Annotated in this window: 8 protein-coding genes; 7 read left to right on the top strand and 1 reads right to left on the bottom strand. The window is 45.5% G+C overall.

The features are described from left to right. Positions 1-310 precede the first annotated feature (310 nt). From MiSe_RS28150 to MiSe_RS28140, 3 genes are all read left to right on the top strand, one after another. The gene (locus MiSe_RS28150; RefSeq protein ID WP_226586730.1) at positions 311-4,090 is read left to right on the top strand and encodes a two-partner secretion domain-containing protein; all 3,780 of its coding nucleotides are present in this window, start codon (positions 311-313) and stop codon (positions 4,088-4,090) included. Between the two features lie 223 nt (positions 4,091-4,313). Then, entirely contained in the window at positions 4,314-6,908 is a 2,595-nt protein-coding gene (locus MiSe_RS28145; RefSeq protein WP_226586729.1) for a two-partner secretion domain-containing protein, read from the top strand. A gap of 125 nt (positions 6,909-7,033) precedes the next feature. Continuing rightward, positions 7,034-8,527 (top strand): peptidoglycan-binding protein, encoded by a 1,494-nt coding sequence (locus tag MiSe_RS28140; RefSeq protein WP_226586728.1) that lies wholly within the window; start codon positions 7,034-7,036, stop codon positions 8,525-8,527. 507 nt (positions 8,528-9,034) lie between these two features. Here the strand turns inward: MiSe_RS28140 and MiSe_RS51245 are convergent. After that, positions 9,035-9,163, bottom strand: coding sequence for a hypothetical protein (locus MiSe_RS51245; protein ID WP_264196715.1), 129 nt, complete (start codon positions 9,161-9,163; stop codon positions 9,035-9,037). A 545-nt stretch (positions 9,164-9,708) separates the two neighbouring features. On the opposite strand from MiSe_RS51245, the gene MiSe_RS28135 reads away from it, so the two are divergent. The 4 genes from MiSe_RS28135 to MiSe_RS28120 form a co-directional block, all read left to right on the top strand. Then, on the top strand, positions 9,709-9,870 hold the full coding sequence (locus MiSe_RS28135; protein ID WP_226586727.1) for a hypothetical protein: 162 nt from the start codon (positions 9,709-9,711) through the stop codon (positions 9,868-9,870). Between the two features lie 40 nt (positions 9,871-9,910). Next, a complete protein-coding gene (locus tag MiSe_RS28130) occupies positions 9,911-12,733 on the top strand; it encodes a DUF11 domain-containing protein (protein ID WP_226586726.1) in 2,823 nt (940 codons plus the stop codon). A gap of 172 nt (positions 12,734-12,905) precedes the next feature. Then, positions 12,906-16,463: a two-partner secretion domain-containing protein gene (locus tag MiSe_RS28125; RefSeq protein WP_226586724.1), complete on the top strand. Its 3,558-nt coding sequence runs from the start codon at positions 12,906-12,908 to the stop codon at positions 16,461-16,463. 326 nt (positions 16,464-16,789) lie between these two features. Then, positions 16,790-18,497, top strand: a 1,708-nt coding sequence (locus MiSe_RS28120) for a tetratricopeptide repeat protein (RefSeq protein WP_226586722.1), incomplete at its 3' end; no start/stop codon positions are given.

Below are 18,497 nucleotides of genomic sequence, written 5' to 3'. Positions count from 1 at the left end.
GTTTTTGGCAAAAACCCGGTTTCTTCGTAGAGAAACAAAGGTGATTTGTGTCATTCCTGTATATTGCACTGTATCGGTTTGATTGCTTTAATATGAACTTAAATACTTGGCGGACTTTTATATCGTTGACCGTTGCATCGGAATTAGGACCTCTAGGAGCAATTAGCAATTAGCAAGCGAGCAATTACCAATTACCAAGAAAGGCCAATCATTCCGATGCAACCGGATTTGATATAATTTGAAAAATTCAAGCAAAATATCAGCTTTTCGCTGAAATTGACAGATGCAACGCTCGCCAAGGTTTATTGCCATGAAATCGGCACTGAAATTTGTCCAAGTTATGCCGCTAGTACTAGGAGGATTGGTAACTACTCAGGGTGCTAATGCCCAAATTGTCCCCGACGGCACGTTGCCGAATAACTCGGTGGTGAATCAGCAAGGGCAAATTCAACAGATTACCGGCGGCACAACGGCAGGCAGTAACCTTTTCCACAGCTTGCGAGAATTTAACGTCCGCACGGGGGAAACAGCACATTTTGACAACGCCCTCACAATTAACAACATTATTACGAGGGTAACGGGTGGCAATATCTCTAACATAGATGGATTAATTCGTGCCAACGGAACGGCTAATCTATTTCTGATTAATCCTAGTGGCATTATCTTTGGTCCAAATGCCAGGTTAAATATTGGCGGTTCGTTTTTTAGCAGTACCGCCGACAGCATCCAATTTGCTGATGGCAGTATTTTTAGTGCCAAAAATCCCCAAGCGACACCTTTACTAACAATCAATGTTCCCGTTGGTTTGCAGTATGGAACTAATGGGGGGAATGTGGAAGTGCGACAGTCTCGCCTAGAAGTTTCTCCCAATCAAACCTTAGCCATTTTAGGCGGTAACGTCAGCATAGATGGGGGGAGATTATTCGCACCAGGGGGTCAAGTGGCGTTGGGTGGATTGGTAGGAGAAGGTATTGTCACAATTGGAAGTGCAACTTCTTTACCCGTTGGCGTCGCGCGAGGTAATATTGCACTGAGCAATGGTGCGATCGCCGACGTCACATCCAGCAATAACGGCAGCATCACGCTGCACGCGAACAACCTCGACCTGTCTGGCGGTTCTCAACTCAATGCTGGAATTGCTGCTAATAGCAGCCTAGCAGGCGCATGGGCGGGAGATATTTCCATCGATGCGGGGGGAGAGGTGAACTTGAGAGATCGCAGTCTGATCGCCAATACGGTACAATCTGGCGCATTAGGCAATGGGGGCGATATTAACATCGCTGCCAATGGGATTAATTTAACCACAGGTGCCAGAATTACAACGATTACTCAAGCATCAGGAAATGCAGGGAATATTCGACTTGACGCCAACAATATAGATATTTCTGGTTTCACATCCGATGGACTGTTTAGCGGCATACTCAGTCATTCAAAAGACACCAACAGCGGCGCGGGGGGAAATATTATTATTAATCAAGCTGCTCAAACTCCAGGAAACCTGCGTTTAGCCAATCGAGGATTTATTGCCACCGTCACCAATAGCAGCAGCAATAGCGGCGCGATTGAGATTAACGTCAATAATTTAGTCATAGAAAGTGGCGGACAAATTGTGACCTTAGCCACCCACAGCGGTGCAGCGGGAGATATTACCATTAACGCATCTGGACAGGTAGCGATCGCTGGAAACAGTACAGATTTTGTTCCCTCTCCCTTTGAAGGCATCCTCGTCTATAATCTGGATGAATTGCCATTGAGTACCGCACCGAACCCCAATGTAGAAGCATCGGGTGCTGATGGAATTCCCTATGTTTCTCTCCAGCGTACTCCCGAGCAAATTATCAGCGGAAACACCGTATTAGGAGCGGCAAATCAACAATATGACTATTACTCTTTTACGATTTCTGCACCCAACAGCCGCGTCATTGTAGATATTGACGGCGGCGATGGCTATGAAGCAATTCCGGGGAGTTTAGACACAGAAATTTTTCTGTTCAATCGGAGAACGGGAGAAGTATTGGCAAACAATGACGATTCAATTCTAGCCAGCGGCGGCGACGGAAGTATTGCTCCCCAAGACTCTTATCTTTCTACCACAATAAATTCACCCGGAACCTACGTCATTGGCGTTGGAGAATTCGATACAGTAGCAAACAGCATACAGCTATTAGAAGGCGATCGCGTTGACCGGGGAGACACCTACACCCTCAACGTATCGCTGCAAAATCGCGGCACCGGAAACGCTTTGCCAACTAACCCTATAAACCCCAACAACTTCAACCCGAATTATGGAGCAAAAAGTGGTTTGTTCACCCTCACCCAAGGCAATGGAAATACAGGCAGAGTGAACATTAATACCCAGCAGTTGCTCATGCAATCTACGGGAGAAATCACCGCCACAACTTTCGGGGCAGGTCGAGTCAGAGATATTACTATCAATGGCAGAAATGTAGACATTAATAATGCCATAATTTCTAACGTTACCCGTGGCAGCGGCGATGGAGGCAACATTTTCATAGATGCAGACAATCTTAGACTCGCCAATGCTGGTCGTTTGAATCTCAGTAATTTTGCTCAGGGAAACACGGGTGGTGTGAGAATTAATGCCCAGAATGTCAATATAGTCGAGGGCGGCAGAATAGAAGTTGGCACTTATGTGCGAGGAAATACAGGCAATATCGTTATTAATGCCCGCGATACAGTTGTTTTGTCCGGGGAATTAATGAGTGATGGTTCTCGAATATACAACACAGTGGCAGGGCCATCAGCAGTTGGCAATGCCGGAGAGATTCAGATTAATACCCGCTCTCTATCTATAACAACTAGCGCGGAGCTGAATAGCAATACTTATGGGGAAGGAAATGCAGGCAATATCACCATTAATGCCAGCGAAAGCATCTTAATAGATGCGAATAATAACGCTGTAATAGGCTCTAATATATTCAGCCAAGTTAGAGCAGGAGCTAGGGGGAATGCTGGCGATATAAACATCACTACTCGTTTGTTTACGGTCAGGAATACTACTCAAATATTCAACCGGACAGAAGGGCAAGGAAATGCGGGTCAATTGAATATTACTGCCGATGAACTTTCCCTAGCTAATAATAGTTACATTTCCAGTAGCGTTGAATCAACCGCAATTGGTACCGGCGGAACGCTTAACCTCAATATCAGACGATTATCCCTCAATAATCATTCGAGAATCAGTGCCAGTACTTCCGGACAAGGAGATGCAGGTCAAATTTTGATTTCGGCAACCGATGGGGTTTTACTTAATAATAATAGCCAAATTTCCACCAGCGTCAGCAATCAAGGAAGAGGCATCGGAGGAAGCATCCAAATTCAAACTGGTTCTCTGAATTTGGATAACAAAAGCTCGCTCGCAGCCGCCACAGCTTCTGGACAAGGCGGCAATATTAACTTGCAAGTAAATGGCCTATTACTGATGCGTCGAAATAGCCAAATTACGGCTACCGCCGGAACGGCAGGTGCAGGCGGAGATGGCGGAAATATTGCGATTAATGCGCCGTTAATTATCGCAATTCCCAGGGAAAATAACGATATAACCGCTAATGCCTTTGAGGGGAGAGGCGGCAACATTCAACTCACTGCCTCAGGAATTTTGGGGCTGGAGTTTCGTGCAGCACAAACGCCTAATAGCGATATTACTGCTAGTTCTCAGTTTGGTGTTTCCGGCACCGTCACTATCAATAATCCACAAGTAGAACCCGCTTCTGGATTAGTTCAATTACCAGAACAAGTCACCGATGCTAGCAACCAAGTAATTGTCGGCTGTACTCCCAGAGTTGGCAACTCATTTACAGTTACCGGACGCGGCGGTTTACCAGAAGATCCAACTGCTACGATTCGAGGTCAGACTGTGTGGCAAGATTTACAAGATTTTGCCACAGAAAGTGCAAATACCTCCCCTCAAAATCCTCAATCCCAGAAATCTGAACCGCCGGTTCAAATAATCGAAGCCACCAGCTGGATAATTAACGAAAAAGGACAACTAGAATTGGTGGCGAGTATGCCTGACCAAACTCGCGTGCATCCTGAGTTTAATTGCAACGACTTGCAACGACTAAGATAACGAGTGCAAAATAGGACTTACCAACGACGAACCCATCACCTTTGTTTCGACCTAGAGAGAAACCCGGTTTCTTTGCGTAAACCCGGTTGTTTGAACAATACTTTCGCCATTTCTTTGTAGGTTGGTTTGATATGATGTCAGGCAAATCGCCCTTAATTACAGCGGATTGCAGTCGTATGAGGTACACCTTTGTTTGTCAAGCGCGCAGCATTAATGCTGCCGCTTGACAAACGAAGCCTTAAGGCTGTACCTCACTAAGAAAGCAATCCGCTGTAAAACTCAGAGCGTCGCCGCGTCGCCGCGTCGCCGCGTCAGTCCTAACTATGTTTTGTTAGGAATCATTGCATTGACATTCAACAGTCCTGTCTTTGCCCAAATTGTCCCCGATGCCACCTTGCCGCATCATTCCATCGTTAACTCAGATGGCAATACTTTCACCATCGACGGAGGAACAACCGCAGGCGGCAATTTATTCCACAGTTTCCGGGAATTTTCTGTTCCTACTGGCAATACAGCATTTTTCAACAATGCTGCGACCATCGAACGCATCATCACTCGCATCACTGGAGGGCAAGTTTCCCAGATTGACGGGTTAATTCGCGCTAACGGAAGGGCAGATTTGTTTTTAATTAACCCTAGCGGAATTATCTTCGGTTCCAACGCCAAACTGGATATCGGGGGTTCGTTTTTTAGCAGTACCGCTGACAGCATCCAATTTGCCGATGGTAGTATTTTTAGTGCCAAAAATCCCCAAGGTACACCTTTACTAAGCATCAACGTTCCGATTGGCTTGCAATTAAGTTCAAATCCTGGTTCTATCAATGTTTCTGGTACAGGACATCAGCTTGCAGTTAAAGGACATCCCAGCACCGCGCCCCTAGAACAGACCAGTAACAGGTCGGGATTACAAGTAAAACCGGGCAATACCCTAGCCTTAATTGGTGGACAGGTTACTCTAGATGGTGGACTCCTGACAACAGAAAGCGGACGAATTGAACTCGGTAGTATTTCTGGTGGACAGGTAAACCTAAATCATATTAATCGACCCTGGACTTTGAGTTATTCAAATGTGCAAAACTACGGAGATATTCGGTTATCTAATGCCGCATTACTGGATGCCAGCGGTAGCGGGGGTAGCGGTATCCAAATAGTAGGACGGCAGATAACTATGAGCAATGGTTCCCTAGCTTTCACTAACACTCAAGGAGCTTTACCTGGAGGGCAAATTACCATCTTCGCTTCAGAATTAATAGAATTGAGTGGAGATAACCCCAAAGGTATTCCCAGTGGTTTGAGGACTCAAACAGTAGGAGCAGGAAATGGCAGTAATATTAGGGTTACCACCGCCAATCTATTAGTAAGAGGTGGGGCAAACATCATGTCTTTTACCTTTAGTCAAGGCCGTGGTGGTGACATTATTGTCGCGGCTAATCGGGATCTACAAGTGATAGGAGCATCCCCGTTTAGCCCTCAGAGTAATAGCGGCATCCGGGCCAGAACTTTCGGTATAGGAAATGGGGGAGATATGACCATATCAACTACCAGCTTGCAGGTGATTGACGGTGCAGTTTTGGCAGATCAAAGCTTTGGTGTTGGACCAACAGGTAATCTATGGGTAAAAGCCACAGAATCGGTGCAAGTAATTGGCGTAAATCCCATCAGTCCGTTAGCACAACGCATTCGTAGTGGTATCGGGGTAGGGCGAGGGCCAAATGGTTCTGGTGCTACGGGAAATTTAACTATCGAAACATCTAGAGTAATTGTTCGGGATGGCGGGCGTATTAGTAGGGATGGAGGACTGATTAGCAATCCTACATCAGTCAACGCAGCGGATAGAAACTTGACAATTAATGCTTCAGAATCCATCGAAGTTAGTGGGATTGACCCTGATACTTCATTAAACAGCTTTATATCATCATCAGTATTAACGAATCTGCCCATTCAAATAATTTTAGGCCAGCCAACAATACCTTCTGGAGATGCTGGCACTCTCATGATTAATACCCCCAAATTGATTGTCTCGAATTCGGGTCAAGTTGGTGTAGACAATCAAGGGGTTGGTCGGGGTGGAGATTTGACCATAAGTGCAGAACAGATTGTTGTGGAGAGAAACGGACGCATTACAGCTGCTACCGCATCGGGAGAAGGGGGAAATATGATGTTGAATGCCCGCTTTTTGCAAATCAGCAATCTGGGTCAAATCACAGCAGAAGCAGGCGGGACAGGCAATGGGGGCAACATTACTCTCAACGCAGATACTATCGCTGTTCTACAACGAAGTCGCATTACCGCCAACGCTTTCCAAGGGCGAGGAGGAAATATCCAAATTAACGCAACAGGTCTTTTTACCACTCCCAATAGTGCCATTACCGCTAGTTCCCAGTTTGGCGTATCCGGTATTGTGGCGATTAACAACCCCGAAGTCAACACTTCTGAGGGATTGGTTGAATTAAACACCACTCCCATTGACCCCAGTCACCAAGTAATTGTGGGATGTGCAGCAGCGCTAGGTAATTCTTTTACCGTTACTGGACGCGGAGGGTTACCAGAAGACCCAAGCACGACTATTCGAGGTCAGACAATTTGGCGAGATTTACAAGATTTTTCACCAGCTACAGAAACTGGGAATACTTCACATCAAAATTCTCAATTAAAGAAATCCAATCCGCCCGTTCAAATAGTAGAAGCCACTGGCTGGGTAATAAATGGTTTGGGTCAGGTAGAATTGGTAGCGCCTGCGCCTGGAGTGGTTGCTGGATATCAACATCCTAATTGTAACGATTTGCCAATATTGCGATTATTTATGCCAAAAATGTAGTTAATAAATGTTCGACAGGCTCTTTTCAGACTAGCCATTAGCCATTAGCCATTAGCCATTAGCCAGCCGATCAACTCGAAAGCGAGATAGGATAATATTGTAATTTAAGAATTTATCCACGAGCTATGAACCTGCGTGAGATAGTCCAACAAAATCGCACAATTACCCTAGCCCAACTTAAAGAAGATGGTCAGTTAATTTTAGAAATTCAAAAAATTCTCAGTGCTTGGGGGCTATACCCGGCGGGTCAATGGTGGGATGGGGATTGGGGGGAACGCACGCAAAATGCCTTGAATGAATTCTGCCAGATTAAAGGACTTGACAACACGAGTAAGGGAGTGATAGACAAAGCGATCGCAGAAGCTTTACTAGATCCGAATGTAGCAGAGTTGCGGCTGAAAACAGCCAAAGACAGGAATAAAGTTTTTGAGATGCTGCTGCTATCGGAAAAAGGGTTTTCCGAGGGGAATTTAAGAATACGCGATCGCCAAATAGAAAATTCCCCTTACAACAAGGATATCCCAACCTATCCCAATCGCCTGCTCCAGAAAACGGATAACGTTCAAATCGTCTCATTTGGGGAAGAGATCGCCCTTTCTAACCCGACTCGTACCGTCACCTTTAGCCCCTATCCAAAAGTTGGAATCAAACCCAATATTGACACTAGCACTCTCAACTTTTTACACCCAGATATCAAAGAAGCCTGCGTCTGCGTTGGCAGCTTTGTCAATGGAGAAATCAGAGCCAACTGGTTAGGGAAAAATGCCCTCGATTCAGTTCAGTTTTGGAGTGCTACCAAAATAATTGCCATCTTGAATCTCATCTGTAAAATCAATAAAAGCTTTATCAATTGTGACATTGACGACTGTGTAGTCAGAGCTGCGGGAAGTACAGAAGGATTGCCTTTTCATGAGTTAGCGATCGATCTAGTCAGCTATCGGGCAAAATTTGGCAGTTCCAACTCTCTTGGCTTAACCTTCAAGCGGTTTGAAACCTATTCGGGATTAGAAAATTGGCTGAAACAGATAACAGGTAATACCAGCCTCAGTTTTAAAGGCAGATATGGAGAGAATGCGTTATTTAATTCACCACAACTTTACGATCGCAAAGCCAAAAGAATTGTCGCTCAAGCTGCACCAGAAGAACCGCGCGGAGACAATCTTGTCTCTGCCTACGATTTAACTCGACTGATTTCAATGTTAGGATGGCACTATCATTTACCATCTGCCGCAAGGCTGCCAAATGCTCAGTGGTACAGCCTCGAAAGCCTTGCCAGAGCAATGGGAACAGATAGAGCGCGTTACATTGATATTGCCATTGAAAGATTGGGCTTGCAAAATGTTATCAAAGATCCAGTTATTATTTCTAAAGTAGGCTGGGGGTCGAGTGATGCCAGAAATCGCTACGAAATTACTTACACAGCACTCGTACAGTTGATCGACAGGCGTCCCAATGCCACGGGAAACCCCTCCAAATTGAGAACTTTTGCCATGACACTCAGAGCAGCAAAAGCTCTAAATCCGCGAGATATCGATCGAGAAGCTAGGGAAATGGATGCCAGAATCGCGGCGGAAGTGACCGAGATAATGCGACGGATAGTGATGGAAGAGTTGGCTTAAAAGCTTGTCCAGGACTTACGCAAAAAAACGCGTAATTCCTGAATTAGATAAGATTAATTTTATCAAAAATATATTTAGGTTCGGTCTGACAGCCGATTGCTCATTTGTGGGTAGTTGCTAGAAATTCCTGCGATCGCCAGCGGATAAAATGCGGCCTAAATACAATTGCGGGTTGAGCTGGTGCATCTATTTCCAGAGCTAATTAACGCAAGTTGCTAGTTATAAACAAGCGCTTTGCTAATGGCTAATTGCAAGCTTGCTAATCTTGGATTTTTACCAATCGATCCATTAGCCATTAGCCAGCCGCTGTGATATCGTGTCCGGTTGCATCGGTTGCGTTTGGAGAGCTGGGGGAGCAAAGGGGATGGGGGAGCAAAGGGGAGAAAAAACGCTTTTTCGCACAATCAACTATACACAACTGATCTCTCGCGGACATGATATGAGAGAGATAACTAGCAACTTGCGTTAATTACTTAACTCAAGTTGCTAGTTACATCCCTTGGCAAATCAACCCGGTTTCTGTGAAAAATCGTGGGTTTGACAGCGAGAATTTAACTCTGAAACCGGGTTGATGACTTGCAAGCATGCCATCACCTTTGTTTCTGTGAAAAATTGTTGCTCCAGGAAAGAGAGCATGGTCGAAATCCGGTTTCTGATCAAATCACCTTTGTTTCTGTGAAAAATTGTTGAGCCAGGAAAGAGAGCATGGTCGAAACTTTGGTGATGGCCTCGTTAAAGTAGCCCCTACTGCCAATTAATCCAATTACCAATTACCAATTACCAATGACCAATGTCACAACCTATTACCTAGCAACTTGCGTTACTTACAGATAATTGTTTCAATTATGGCGACTTAACCTCTTGCATTTCTGCTCTCATCTCATCTATTGACTGTCCTTTTGGCTTATTTAAGCATAAGCCAAAAAAAATTGTTGCTGAATTAAAATAAATTACTTGAAGGATAGGGACAATCGCACCAAAACTTTATTGAAGTTCATCAAATCTTCATATACGATCGGGCTTAGCTGGTGTTAAATTAATAAAGTATAAGGAGAATTACTGAAAGACCTGTTAGGCGCGGAATTCAAGCTTGTTTCGTCCGTTTGGGTAGTTATCCCTGGTGAGCCGAAACTGAGAAGATTTGTGGGATCGATCGCCAACAGATAGAAAGGATTCATCGGGTGCATCTAGTTTCAGATAAACAGGAAAGAAACCGGGTTTCTCTGAAAGAGATCGCAGCAAGAAACCGGGTTTATCTGAAAAATTGTCGCTTGGGAACTAGAGATATGCACACCCCTAGCACTCGCGTTCGCAGCAAGAAACCCGGTTTCTACGGTTTCTAGAATCCTCAGATAAACTCCATCGCAGATAATCGGTACAATCATGACACTAGATTTGACAAACCCCAGCTTGCAAAGTAACGGATCGCTGCAAGACTCATTAGGAAACACTGTCCTATTTTCTTTGACAAATTATCCTGGAGGAAGTGGCGCGACCACTTCTTTTCTACGTCTCAGATCAGGACAAGGCAGCACTCTCGAAAGAGGCTACAACACAAACGGAACGAAGCAATTCGACACGCAGAAGCAGGGTACAAAGGCAATTCTTCTGAGCGATTTGCCTACCATTACCGTTGACAATACTACCTACTACGAGTTTCGCATTGACCTGAACGAAAGCAATAGCAATCCTCAAATTGCCTTAAGCAAATTACAAGTATTTCAGTCACCAAATGCCAATCTCACAGGTTACAACTCAACTACAGGTCAGTTGGGTGGTTTAAATCCAGTCATTAACTTAAATGGGACAGTGCTATTAGATGCCAGTCTCAATTCAGGGAGTGGCGTGGGCGATGTGCTTGTGTATTTACCCGGAAGTGCATTTACAGGCAATCCGTATATCTACACCTATGCAGAGTTTCAGAATGCCGAGTCGGGTTTTGAGGAATTCTCCTACGCTACCACAACTGCTTTGGGTCCTTTAGCCGATTTGTCCCTAACTCAAGCAGTATCCAACACTGCCTTGACTGTGGGTAATCCGGTTACATTCACCATCACATTAAATAACAGCGGGCCAGCCAATGCAACGGGTGTAAAAGTTAAAGATTTACTGCCTTCTGGGATTAACTTTACCAATGCCACATCTAGCTTTGGGACTTATAACAGTCAGACTGGTATTTGGGATGTTGGCACTGTAGCATCGGGAAGTAATGCAACTCTAACCCTTACGGGTACAATTCTGAATGTAGCCAGCGCTTCCGCCTACACCAACGTCGCAGAAATCGTTGCTGCCAAACAATTCGATCCAGATTCAGCCGTCAATAATAACGACCCCACAGAAGATGACTATACCAGTCTCCTTGCTCCTGTGGTGAAGCTGGATTTAACCAAAAAATTTACCAGCGTTACTCAAGAAGTCGATGGAGATGGCAATGGAACGCCGGAACAGTTTCTGGCACTTCCTGGCGATAATGTTTCCTTCGAGATTAAAGTCACCAACAATGGTGTTACTAACGCTACAGATGTCAAAATTAAAGACGATCTGACTCAGGTATTGCCAGTAGGATTAACCGTGCAAAGTCTCGGTCTTGATGGTGGCATTAACTTGGATACTTCTGGTGGCGGAGATGGCAATCCTCAAACGGTTGAGGTGAAGTTTAACAGCATTGCCCCTGGCGCATCGAAGACGATTACTGTCAATGCTAAAGTCAGTGACGATTACATTACACCGATTAATTTTACCGGCACGCTAGGAACTGAAAGTCCTGGCACTGGTAATTTGAATACCCACCTTCCCGAATATTATGAAACAACTTTTGATGCAACGCTTTTCCTAAATTACAATGTCCAAAAGAATGCGAAGGAAGGGAGAGCGAATTTCGGCTTTCTAAATATTACAAGCGATGCCGAAGTCGTTTCCGTAAATCAACAAATTATTACCCCTGGAGCGATTACAGCCAATGCCCGATTAGATGTCTCTACCTATGCAATTCAAGGGTTGTTAAATAACGGACAGCAATTCAAAGTTTTTTCGGTTGAAAATTTAAACAACCCGAACAGTTCTAACCCTTCGTTTTTCCTGAATCCAGACCCAGATGGTGGCGGTGGAACTTCCGGATATCCATACTATAATAATTCGGAATTTTTACAACCTGGTCAGACTGGTGTGGCTGGATTTTTTGGGGAGTGGGCGAAAATCAACGATCCAGCATATTTAGCCGCTCTGGCGACTTGGATGAATCTGTCAGCTGATGGAAATCTGTCTAACACGCAAGATGAACAAGCAGTGATTGAGGCGCTGACTGATTTTATTGAAAGCGGCGTTTATCGGCGTGAAAGTTATTCTGGGGGTTCGTTTGCGTTTAATAACGGCACTGAGACACAAAATCTGACCTTTGAAGGCGGTGAGTTTTCCCCAATTGTAACCAGTTTTGTCAATATATTAGTGACGGATACAGGGGCAGCTGTCACCGATAGTAACGGCAATCCACTGGGGTCATTTGCCGATTTGCAAGCTGCCTTAGACTCGTTTAATTTTGCCAATCCCACTGGGGTAAACGTGACGATTCAAGATTCGAGTGGAAATGGTTTAGTTCAAACGAGATTGCGAGAACTTGGCGGTTTTGACTTTGATGGCAATTGGTCAGTTAAACATATCACCGTCAATAGTAATGTTTCTCAAGTGACTTTTGTATCGGGAAACGGTGCTGCTGATGTTGATTTTTCACTGCCAAAGTTTGTGCTATCTAGCACTACTCCCGCTTTTAACCTGCGGGGTGATAATGCGGGAGATCAAATTACTGGTACTCGCTTTGCTGACAAAATTGACGGATTCAATGGCAGCGATGTTTTGTCTGGATTGGGTGGCAATGATACGATTGACGGCGGTCTAGCTCAGGATACCTTAATCGGCGGCAGGGGTGATGATAATTTAACGGGTGGATCTGGAAACGATACCTTTGTCTTTGGCGCCGATTTTGGTAACGATATCATTACCGATTTTATCAGTCAAGACAAAATCGCTCTCAGCCAACTTAACATCAGCAGCAGTGCTTTGGATAGTAATGGTGATGGTATTATCAATGCCATCGATAACCTCGCCGATTTGATTGGTGGTAGTCTGAAGCTGGATTTAACTTCTTTAAATGGTGGTACAATCTCCCTAACAGGAGTCACTACTGTCAATATGGCTGCCGTGGTTTTATAGACAGGTCTTACGCAACGACACTGGGTATGGTAGATGGTGCCGTACTCTGCTGGCTAACCCACCCTACATATACAGGACTTACGCGCTTGCTTCCCGGTTTCGACCTGGATCTCTGGTTTCCTTTCCCAACGATTTTTCATAGAAACCGGGTTTCTGGCCTGATAGAGATGTTTTGTTTCGCTTCGGCAAATATATGGTGCTTTACCGGATTGGAATCTTAGCAAGTTGTGGCGCGATCGCTTATACCCTAAGCTTATCCACAACTACCCTGGCACAGATTATCCCAGACAACAGTTTGGGCGTCGAACGTTCGATCGTTACCCCGAATGTTTTCCATCCAGATGGTTTGAGCGATCGCATTGATGGAGGGGCAATTCGGGGTAGCAATCTATTCCACAGTTTCCAAGATTTCAACGTCGGTAATCTGCAACGTGTCTATTTTGCCAACCCTGCTGGAATTGAGAATATCCTGGGACGAGTTACGGGAAATCAAGCTTCTCAAATTCTTGGTACTTTGGGAGTGCTGGGTCGTGCCAATTTATACTTGATTAATCCCAACGGCATTATCTTTGGTAAAAATGCCCGACTCGATATCCCAGGTTCTTTTTTCGCCAGCACCGCCAGAAACCTGGTGCTGGAGAATGGTTATCAGTTCGGTACGGACAATCCCGGATCGCCTCCCCTGCTGACGGTCAATCTGCGTCCGGGGTTAGGGGATTGGTTGCCCGACTCTGGTGCGATCGCTAACTCCGGCAACTTGTCCGCACAGCAAAACTTAACTTTAGTCGGTAACAATCTTGACTTACAAGGCCAGTTACAAGCAGGCGGTAACTTAACCCTACAAGCTGCTAATAATCTCAGGGTGCGAGACAGCATTAGCGATGCTTTCATTGCCGCCGCCGGACAGCAATTATTAGTCCAAGGGAATAAGATAGACATCTTTGCCTTAAATCATCCCGCCAGCGGCTTCTTTTCCGGACAAAATATGACGTTCCGTTCCGCCAATCCTATCGGTGCGAACGCCCATTTCTACAGTGGCGGCAATTTTAACCTCGAAAATATAAATGGCAATCGAGGAGATTTATCCAGTGACGACGACCCAATTATTCGCGCCAGTGGTGACGTTAGTTTTAATAGTTATACAGGCGCTTCCCTCCATATTTTTGCGGGGGGAAGTGTAAATATTGACACGATTCAAATTACAGGAACAGCTTTTACCAAATTGCTCGATGAAACAGTTACTCTTTCTGATGGAGTAACAACAGTTTATATTAATGGCAATCTTGAACCAACTGTTGATATCAGAGCCGGAACAACTAATTTCAATCCACCTGGAATTACAGGGGAGACAACGGGTTTTTCTGCTCCTCCTAACGCGAATGGAACGGCAACCAGTGCCAATATAACCATCAATAGAATTATCGCTCCTGGCGGACTGGTTTTTTTAACCAATCAGTATCAACCCAATCCCGCTTTATCCGGTGACATTACCGTTAACCGTGTGATTGCCAACGTCGATGCTGCTGGAGGCGGGAACGTGGTAATTGACTCGCGAGGAAGGATTGTTACCCCCAACATTCTTGATACTTCTGGGGTAGATTTTTCTACTTCTCCCCCCAGGTATATTAGCAGGGGTGGAGATATGACCCTGCTCGCCAAGAGCGATATTTTCATGCCCCCTTCATCTCAAATTTTTTCCTACGGGACAGTTGGAGGAAACATTACTCTTAGGAGTCAATCGGCAATTATTCAAGCCCCAGCTGCTGCAGCAGATTCCTTCATTGAAAGTGCCACCTACGGTGCAGGTCAAGGGGGAGATGTTAATCTAAACGCACCTACTATTTCCTTGAGTAATTTTGTGCAAAGTAATGTGCGTAGAGGCGCACCAGGGTCGGGTGGAAGGCTAATTATTACCGCCAATTCTTTGCAAGCAAACGGAGCTATATTATCGAATGTGACTCGCGGTGGCAATGGTGGCAACGTCATCATTAATGCTGATGCAATCTCCTTGGATCGATCTGTGGTAGGAAGTGAAACGTTTAGCTCAAATGGCGGTAAAGCTGGAGATGTAGAGATTAATGCCAATACCTATGTTGCCACTAACGGCGGTCAAGTTCGTTCCTTCACAGGAGGTATTGGCGATGCTGGCAATGTGACGGTTTCTGTCTTAGATTCGATTACCCTCACAGGTACGAATGAAGCTGGAGTTTTCAGCGGTTTTAGTAGCGATGTCAGACCTAATAGTATTGGCAATGCTGGCACGATTACAATTAAGACTGGCTCTCTTTCAATGGCAGGGGGAGCGCAAATTAGAGGCACTACTGCGGGGCGTGGTAATGCAGGCAGAATTGATATTGAAGCAGCCAGATCGATTGCGCTTGACGGGGCAATTTTGCTCCCCACTCCCAATCGTCCCGAACCAAGGGTGATTACTACTACGATTGTTAGTGAAGTTTTACCTGGTTCGCAAGGTCAAGGTAATGTCATAGAAATTAAGACGGGTCAACTTTCTGTCAGCAATGGTGCTGGTATTAGTGCCAGCACTGTATCTTCAGGTAATGCCGGCAGTATTTTGATTAATGCAACCGAATCAGTTTCCTTCGATGGCAATCCGGGGGCGCCTTTTTTCCCCAGCGGTGCATTTGTGGGAACTTTGGCGGGAGCAAGCGGGCAAGGCGGTACTCTAACTATTAATACCCCATCTTTATCAGTCACCAACGGCGCACAGTTAGAAGCTGTGACCGAAAGTGGAGGAAATGCTGGCAATATTAATATTAATGCCAGCGAATCAGTCTTTCTCTCCGGCGCATATACAGGTTTATTTTCTAATACAACCCGAGGTTCTACAGGGAATGGTGGCAATATCTCCATCAATCACGCACAAATTGAAATTAGAGATAGTGCGGCGATTTCAGTCGATAGCAAAGGCAGCGGTAGGGGTGGCAATATCGAAGTTCAAGCTAACAGATTAACTCTCAACAATGACGCCAAAATTTCTGCGGAAACAGCTAGTACCGACGGCGGTAATATTTCCCTGGCGTTGTCAGATTTATTAGTATTGCGTCGAGAAAGTCGGATTTCAACTAACGCCGGGAATGAGGCTGCAGGTGGCGATGGCGGCAATATTAGGATAGACTCAAGATTTGTTGTTGCCTTTGCCCCAGAAAATAGCGATATTACAGCCAATGCTTTCTTCGGTCGGGGTGGCAATGTTGATATTAATGCTACCAGTATTTTTGGTCTGGCATTTCAGCCACAACTCACCCCTTTTAGCGATATTACTGCTAGTTCTCAGTTTGGTGTTTCCGGCACTGTATCCCTGAACACCCCGGAAGTCGATCCTGGTTCCGGATTGCTGCCATTACCCGCACAAGTCAGCGATCCAAGCGACCAAATTATTGTTGGTTGTGCCGCAGCAGAAGGCAATTCGTTTACCATTACCGGAAGAGGAGGATTACCAGAAAATCCAACCGCAGCTATTACCGTCGCTAGAAGTCAGACTGTCTGGCAAGATCTGCGAGATTTTTCCTCTGCCAACGAACGTGCAAATACTTCCCCTCAAAATCCCCAATCTTCCATTTCCCAGTCCAGGGTTCAAATAGTCGAAGCCACCGGCTGGGTGGTGAATGAAAAAGGCCAAGTAGAATTGGTGGCGCGCCTGCCCAACGGCACTACTGTGCGTCCTGGGTTTCAATTTCCTCATTGCAACGATTTGCAAAAGATGCGATAATTCTGGCCAAAATGTAGTTTAATTGAATAAAAATGGTCATCTGTTTATATCAATGCTAGAACGCTCCATTTTTAGCCAAATTAATATATCCTTTTGGGTGAGACAACTCGATGAGGAAAAAGCATTAAAATAAATTTAAAATTAAGGAGATAAAATGAATAAAAGTTATGATTTAGATCGAGTTCGTTAAATCGCTCAAACCTTTGGAACGTCTGGATCCTAAGCCATAACTAACGGGATTCTAAAACAGCCCAGAGGCATCCCGCGTCTAAAATCCCTCCAAGGGGTAATTGTGAAAGTTATGGCAAGGGGTGATATTTAAACCTATGGCAAACCTTCACCAACCTGGTAAAAAGCAGAGTAAAGCAAAGCGCAACTGGAAGAAAGTATTTTGGAAATCATCTTTCGCTTTGCCGGTTTACTTTGTGCTGACTGTGTTGTTGGTGACAACGATCGTGCCAGCACTAGCAGGTGAGCAGGTGAGCCAAGGAGAACGATTCCTTTCTAAAACAACGTTTTACCAAAGCAACAGCCAAGTACAGCAGCAGTTAGCGGCGTCGCAGTTGCTACAACAGGGAAAATCTCGCTACGAGGCGGGACAGTTTCGGGAAGCCGCCACCCTGTGGGAACAAGCGGCGCAAGGTTATAGCTTACGCCAGGAAACCCTCAATCAAGCACAAAGTCTCAACTATCTCGCGTCAGCTTATCACCAGTTGGGCGAATGGCAGCAGGCGCAGAAGACGATTGCTCAAAGTATCAATTTGTTGCAAGGGATTGACAAACTGGAGGCAAGGGGTAATTTTATCTTGGCGCAAGCGCTGAACGCGCGGGGACTTCAGCAACTGGCGAAGGGAGAAACAGAAGCAGCGCTAGAGACTTGGAAAGAAGCAGAAGCAGCCTACGCCCGTGCAGAAGATGAAAGCGGAAAACTGGGCAGCAGAATGAACCAAGCTCTGGCTTGGCAAGCTATGGGGCAGTATCGGCGAGCCATAGCTTTGTTAGAGGAAGTGAATGCACAGATGCAAGCGCAACCCGATACTCTGCTCAAAGCCGATAGTTTGAGAAGTTTGGGCATGACGCTGCAAACGATTGGCGATTTTAGGAGAGCCAAGCAAATATTAGAAAAAAGTTGGGAAATTAGCGATAAACTGAATTCCCCAGCCGATACGAGCGTGACGCTGTTTAGTATCGGGAATATTGCCAGAATGTTGCAAAAAAAAGATGTGGCAATTTCGTACTATGAAAAAGCCGCGCAACTGGCAACTGATGACCTGACAAAAGTGCAGGCGCAAGTCAATCAATTAAGTCTTTTAATCGCCAACCAACAGAGGGAGGCAGCCGTCGCTCTCATCCCCCAAATCCAGGCGAAATTAGCTAATTTATCCCCAAGTCGAGACTCGATTTATGCGCGGGTGAATTTCGCTGAAAGCTTGATTAAACTGGCAGGCACACACAAAAATCCGGGACAATTACCCATTCCCAAACAAGATATTGCCCAGATTCTGGCAATCGGGGTGAAGCAGGCAAAAGAACTGGGCGATCGCAGAGCCGAGGCGTATGCTTTAACTGAAGTGGGAAAGCTGTACGAACTTCAGGATCAGTGGAAAGATGCCGAAGTTTTAACCGAGCAAGTGCTGCAAATTGTGCAAGGAATTGCAGCCGATGATATTGTGGCGCGTGCGGCTTGGCAACTGGGTCGAATTTTGCAACAAGAGGGGGAGATAAAGCGAGCGATCGCAGCTTACGATAAAGCATTTGAGAGCCTGCAATCTTTGCGGAGCGACTTAGTAGCAATTAATCGAGAAATCCAGTTTGAATTTCAAGAAAGTGTAGAACCAATTTATCGCGAATTCGCCAGCCTCCTATTAACACCCCCCCTGAATTACCAGGCTGAGCCTGGTGTAATGCGTTCCCAGGCTGAGCCAGGGAACCAGGGCACACCCCCCCTGAATTACCAGGCTGAGCCTGGTGTAATCCGTTCCCAGGCTGAGCCAGGGAACCAGGGCACACCCCCCCTGAATTACCAGGCTGAGC

It is taken from the genome of Microseira wollei NIES-4236, from assembly GCF_020521235.1.
GTDB classification, from domain to species: domain Bacteria; phylum Cyanobacteriota; class Cyanobacteriia; order Cyanobacteriales; family Aerosakkonemataceae; genus Microseira; species Microseira wollei.
Note: the sequence above shows the minus strand (reverse complement) of the source record. Positions and strands in the feature narration are given on the sequence as shown.

Bases quoted from the DNA above. Each gene is read 5' to 3' on its own strand.
- MiSe_RS28150 (WP_226586730.1), top strand. From the start codon at position 311: ATGAAATCGGCACTGAAATTTGTCCAAGTTATGCCGCTAGTACTAGGA.
- MiSe_RS51245 (WP_264196715.1), bottom strand. From the start codon at position 9,163: ATGCTCTCTTTCCTGGAGCAACAATTTTTCACAGAAACAAAGGTGATG.
- MiSe_RS28130 (WP_226586726.1), top strand. From the start codon at position 9,911: ATGACACTAGATTTGACAAACCCCAGCTTGCAAAGTAACGGATCGCTG.
- MiSe_RS28140 (WP_226586728.1), top strand. From the start codon at position 7,034: ATGAACCTGCGTGAGATAGTCCAACAAAATCGCACAATTACCCTAGCC.